Origin of the sequence: Runella sp. CRIBMP (assembly GCF_009905605.1) — a bacterium.
Taxonomy (GTDB): domain Bacteria; phylum Bacteroidota; class Bacteroidia; order Cytophagales; family Spirosomataceae; genus Runella.
Genome location: NZ_JAAAKZ010000001.1, coordinates 1221488 through 1227923, shown reverse-complemented (window position 1 = coordinate 1227923; position 6436 = coordinate 1221488). Strand labels below are relative to the sequence as shown.

The window sequence follows — 6436 nt, the reverse complement described above, 5'->3', positions numbered from 1 at the left end:
GCAATCGCCGTCGCAGTCATTGACCCTTCGTTCTTCACCGTCAACGTGAACGTTACATTGTCACCAGCCGCTACATTCCCGCTCTGACCTGAAGCTAAACTCTTCGTCAACGACAAGTCGAACGTCGTCAAGGCCGCGTCTACCGTCAAATTATCTTTATTTATACCACTTTTTGTTGGGTCAATGACAATTGCAGCGGTAAGGCCACTGATAGGATTGGCATCGCTGTCAGTGACATCTGAACCTACGTTCTGGTTTAAACTCAACTGACATGTATCTGGCAAACTCTGCGTATCAAATTGTACCTGATAGGTTCCGCCCACCAAATTTGTGAAGGAATAATAACCATTCACATCTGTAAATGTGGTATCAATGGCCGTAATTGGAGTGGTGCCGCTACTAGTCCATAAAATAACACGTACGTTTTTCACACCAGGTTCGGCGACATCTTGTTGACCATTATCATTCAGATCTTTCCAAACAAAATCACCAATGCTACCCAGCGGACTGTAAAGCGCTCCATCAATGGTTGGATTATTTTTGTTCAAACCGCTCTTGGTGGGATCAATACTTACGACTTGACTGAAGCCCGTTGTTGGATCAAAGTCACTATCTTTTGTATCATCACCGCCTTTATTGGTTGAATCACTTAAAACACAACCATTAGGAAGAGAACTTTTTACAATTTGGATCTTATATTCTCCTAACGAAAGTCCTTCAAAAGTATACCAGCCAGGGGCACTTCCAACAGGGTTTGCGGTGGTATACATTGAGTCAACTTGTACAAATACATTGCTGACATTTTTGTATAAACGTACCAATACGTTATTGATACCTGCTTCCCCAGCATCCTGAATACCATCATTATCAGTATCTTTCCATACAAAATCACCGATGCTACCCAATGGACTGTACAGACCTGCGTCTATAGTTGGATTGTCTTTGAGCAAACCTCCCATTTCAGGATTTATCGTTACAACTTGGCTAAAGCCAGTCGTTGGGTGGGCATCACTATCTAAAGAATCTGAACCTACATCCTGTTTTGATGAAAGTAAACAGCCAGTAGGTAATGTGGTACTAACGAATTGTACCTTATACTCTCCGGGATACAAATTTGAAAACAGATATTTTCCCGCATTTGAGCCTGCTCCCGCAGTGAGGGTCGAATCTGTTTGTACAAAAACTCCTAAATCATCTTTTTGGAACAAACGTACCAGAACCTGATTTACACCAGGTTCTCCAGAATCTTGTATCCCGTTATCGTTTACATCTTTCCACACAAAATCACCAATACTTCCCAGCGGACCAGGAATTACGATAATTTCGCAACAGCCTGTGGCTGGGCATGTATTTACCTGAGCACTAAATGCAAATCGGCCAGTACCTTTTATAATTAAAGTATCCCCGCTTACACTTGAACTGTCGGAAGGAACTCCTGTAATTGGGGCTCCATTTTTTGTCCATACAACATTCGTATAACCAGACACAGCAAGAGAAACTACATATTCATCTCCTGGGTACCATAAAATAGGAACCGAAAAACAGGAAGTAGCATAATCGTCTTCCCCTAAAACACCATTATTCGGATCAGAATCTGCATCTTCTTGACCCGCTGCCATTGATACTACTTCAGCAATATTGAAATAAACACCGCGACCAATCACAGTGCCTGTCATTTCCAATTTTACCGAATCTCCAGGGCTTATGACTGGGATCGTCCACAATCCAGCACTAAAAGATCCAACACTGGGTGTGCTCGAAATCAAATTTGCACCCGCTGTAGGAAAGATATCTTTTACAACAACCGTTTTGGCGGTATCAGGCCCTTCATTCTTTGCATATACAGTGTAAGTGATAGATTGATTGAGGGTAGGTTGTGCGTTGCTGATTGTTTTAGACAATTTAATATCTACAACCTTAGGCGCTTGCTGGCCTAACGCACTAAATACAGTCAACATTAAAACCACGAATATCCCCACCGTAGACGCTAATGAATTCATTAGCGTCTTTGGAGAAACTGCGATATTTTTATGGATGCCTGTATTAGATACTGCCCGCTCCTCATAAGGAGGGGAAGTAGATACCCATCGCTCCGATTTTTCATCGAAACGCGCCCTCAGAACACGATGTCTATCCAGAGGAAGAGGAATGGATAACTTACTCATAATCTGTGAAGTAAATGTTTTAATAGATGTAATATTCGGGGTAAGTTTATAAAGAGATAATGAGTTGCATTCATAAAATGGAGGGGAGGCCCCTGGTAAATGATAATGGCTATCAATAGCCACAGAATTTACCAAATATGAAATTTGCCCCTCCTGCGCTAATTTTGATTTGAAGGGTTTATTACAAACAGCACTGTTATTCACAGGCCTACTTCCAGAATTAACCCAAGGTAGACAGTAAAATGCTTTTGTCAAAAAACTCCAGAGAGTCTTTTTAAATAAACCCAGTTGTAACGTACGCTTAGGTTTAAAAGCATTTGTGATCTCCAGATTTCGGGCTGTGGTAAAAAGTGCTTGCATCTGCAATTTATCGTTTATTAATTAGATATACTTTTTTGGTAAATTCACCTAACAGTCATCCTAGAACTTCCACTATAACATGTTCGCCTATGTGTTTACCATTAAATGAGGGTTTTGCCCCACCTATAAAGTATCTAAAATTATGCCAAACTCTACTTTATCATTATTTACTTTTACCAAAAACACATAACAATCTATTTATCAAATACTTAACAAAAAATATAAGTACATTGGGATTACATCTAATCTCGACTTTTTCGTCCATTTAACTCTATAAAACGGGTATTATTCGTTGAAGGACAGGGTTAGCTAAAACCGTGCCAAGAAGCCTAATTTTTAGCCATTTCAGGAGTCAAAAATCCCTTCCTAAAGCCTTGAAAAGGACCCTATAACGAATCGGCCGACTTCTTATTTACGAAAAATACCAAAAGAAATCACTTAATAGTTTAGGGAATATTTGTAGGATACAAATGAAAGATAACCCATTTCTAAAAGTTCATAAAACAGTATTAATAATTGCCTTATTGGGATACAAATTGGCCAACACCTTCAATCACAAAAAAAGCTGAACAAATTGTTCAGCTTTTTTTGTGATTGGAAATATATTTTTACCCTTAGAAATCATACCCTAAAGTTAGGTATGGAATCGCTTTATTTATTTCTCCATTATCTAAACCCCAAGCGTAATCAAACTTTACATAAAACCCAAATAACATTGTACGCGCTCCAAGACCGTAACCCAACAAAAAAGGATTTCGGAAATTATTGACAGTGGCACTAAAGAAATCTAAACGTATAATCTCCGTGTTTAGGCTATTCTGACGATTAAAAGGCCATTGGCCCGTCCAAGCAGTACCAACGTCTGTAAATCCGACCAACTGAAAGTTTCTCAGGAAGTTTGACGTAATTGGTCCACGATAAAAATACTTAATCAGGGGCATTCTTAATTCACCATTAAATAATAAATGATTTGTTCCCGAAACCTTATTTATGTTAAATCCTCGAAGATTGGTGGCCAATTCTACGAAAAAGATGTCCCTATTATCAATCGGAATCAGTGAACTACTTAAGCCAACCGCCAAGGGATTCACACTACGTTCGTCCTGATTGTTACCAGTCCAGTTTTCCATTCCTCCCAAAACACTCTGCTTGGGAGATTTTCCTGCTGAGCGGGCAAAAGAAACACGGGTGGCAAAAATCAAATCACGGTGGATTTTTTGGTAATGACGAAAATCTACAACAAGTCGGTTAAAACCCCTTGTTCCTCGTATACCCCCAAATTGGTCGTAACGGACTTTAAAACGTGTTCCCTCCATCATGTTCATGCCATTGATTCGAGAGTTATCATATACAAACTCAGCACGAGCACCCAAATAAGATGAGGTAACATCGGCCGCTGAAATATTGCTTACATCCAACAATTTGGATTCTGCATAGAAAGGTGTTAATGAAACGCGGGCATTGTTGCTAAAAGGATAGGATGCCGTAAAGGCTACCCGATTGTAACGGTATTTTTGGCTAGCAGGGGGTTGAACATAGAGGCTTTGACGGTCGACCCGAACGCCGAAATCAACACGATGGGCAAGGTTGTTGTATTCTGCCCACAAGTTATTGGTCCTGAAATTGAGAAGCCCTAAGAAAAACCCAGCCTTTACAATGTGGTTTTCAAGCAAATCATTCATGGTCAGTGACTGCGCAAATCCAAATCCCCGAACTGGGTCGATTCGCCAATCAGAAGTGGCATCATTGCTGATAAACAGGCTCTTATAATCAATCGGCCCCTTTATTGTGATATTTTCTCTTTTTCGATTTCGACTGGGTAGATTAGCCGCGCTAGAAACCGTAGTCCCTCTTCGTTGCCGATATTCAAACGACTTAAGCACATCTGGGTCAAATTCATAATTATCCGTGTCAACCTCTCCCGAATCTAACTGAATCTTTCGAGGATTGGCCATCTGTGCAATTAAACTGGCATCCGCCGCTGGATTATTACGATTTTCGGTCTTATAAACCGACATCCCAGACATACTTTGTACCCTCGGCGTAGCAACCAACTCATTGGCAACTGGAGAAAGTCGATTTTGATAAAATAAACTTTCTTTGTCTTTGTACCAGTTAATACTTACAAACGCTCCTGATGATGGCAAATAATCGTAGTCCCGGATACTCTGGTTAAAACCAGTTAGAGGAGTTAGTTTTTTAATATCTAACTCGTACCGATACAAATTTGCGACACCTTTATAATCTGAAAGAAAGTAAAAGGTGTTTTCATCTGTGGTGCGGGCATTTGAGATAAAACCCAACGAGTCCGCAACTCTTGTAACTGTTTGAGCACGAGGGTTTCCGTTGTGTATAAACAGCGCCATTTTTTCTTTGACGGTTTTGTAGGAACCCTTATCTGCAATGCCTAGCGAATCTTTGACGCGATTGGATGAAAACACAACACGTGTAGAGGATGTGCCTACAAAATGGGGGTAGCGGTCGTCGTATAGATCGCCCGTGAGCCCGAGTAACGAAGAACGGCCTATATTGAAAAGATACAAATCGTTTTGGCCACGACTATCGGCACTTAACACCAACGTTGAACCGTCATTTGAGATGTCAAAATCAACTACTTGATTAATTCCCCTTATTTCTCTACTCAATCGAAGTTTCGATTTTCCTTTGTCTCCAATATCAAACAACTCTAAAAATACCCGCCCGTTTTCTTCTGAAATAATGGCTAAACCATTGCCACGACTCCAAGCAATCAACGGCATTCGACTCAAATAGGTACGTTTTTCAAGGGCATATTTTCCTTTGATAATGGTCGTCACTGCTTTGGTTTCAGTATTGATTACGTCAACTGTATAATGCCCTGATTTACGGTTGGTTACTGCAACATATTGATTATCCAGGCTCAAACGTGCATTATTTGCAGGATGCCCCAGCGGCAAATCCAAGTCACGTACCCAATCCCCCGCAGGATCTTTATAACCGTTGCTAGTGGCAGTAGTCGCCATATTGGTGTAAAAATCCCGCCATTCTTTCAAAAAACGAGAAAACGATACCCCCAAGGTGCTTGATACGCTGGTTTGTTCGGTACGTATGATACGTGTTAAGTTGAGAATATTTGAGATATTATCTTTTCCGTAGCGCTCTGCAATATAATTCCAAATAGATTGGCCTACCAACGTTGCTTCTGGGCCCGTCAATAAAGAAGGTTTCTTCATCTGCCGATGCACAATCGCGTCGCGCATGTAATCATCCAATTCAGGGCTCCATCCTTCTGCGATATATGCCGCAATTCCTGACATAAACCAGTCGGGGAGCGATAACAAAAGCGAACTTTGCAAAGCATCTTTCAGGCTACCACCGTACAGCATGTCGTAGACAAATAAGCGCGAAATTTCCTTAATTAGCTGCTTTCGGAAGCTAATTTGGTCTCCTGTAAAGGCTATTTCCAAACGCGCTTTTGCTAGATTAAGCTCGGTCTCGCTTAAGTCTGAACTATTGGCCATGCCCATATTGCTTTGCAAAAGCTCTTGGGGAGAATTGTAGAGGAAGATTTTGATTCGATTGTAGGGCGTATATCCTAAGGCTTCCGTAATTCGGTCAAATTCGGATTCGGCATATTGAGCCGCCAGCGTAGCCAGCGGTGTTCCAGCACCGTGATGATAAATCTCAAAGTTATTGGTTTTGAGGATTTTCCATTCAAAGCGCTGATACTGTACTCGATTTTTGCCGAATTGCTCTTGCGAAGGGTAATTTTGAGCTTCAGCCGACAGCGCCGGCAAAACCACCGCCCCTATCCACAGCAATCTAGTGATAAAACAACGTTTCATATTCAGGCTAACCTATTAATCGTTAAAAGTTAAGGGTTAATTGGTTAGGCAAATAGTTGCCATTCACAAAGGGCTTCTCGCATTTCG

General features: G+C 41.1%; 2 protein-coding genes. Both read right to left on the bottom strand.

Annotated features, from left to right (window positions below; translation table 11 throughout):
• Positions 1-2525: SdrD B-like domain-containing protein (locus GVN20_RS05005; protein ID WP_166557246.1), on the bottom strand; the 2525-nt coding region annotated here is incomplete at its 3' end.
• Between the two features lie 614 nt (positions 2526-3139).
• The gene (locus tag GVN20_RS05000) at positions 3140-6349 is read right to left on the bottom strand and encodes a hypothetical protein (protein ID WP_166557245.1); all 3210 of its coding nucleotides are present in this window, start codon (positions 6347-6349) and stop codon (positions 3140-3142) included.
• Positions 6350-6436 lie beyond the last annotated feature (87 nt).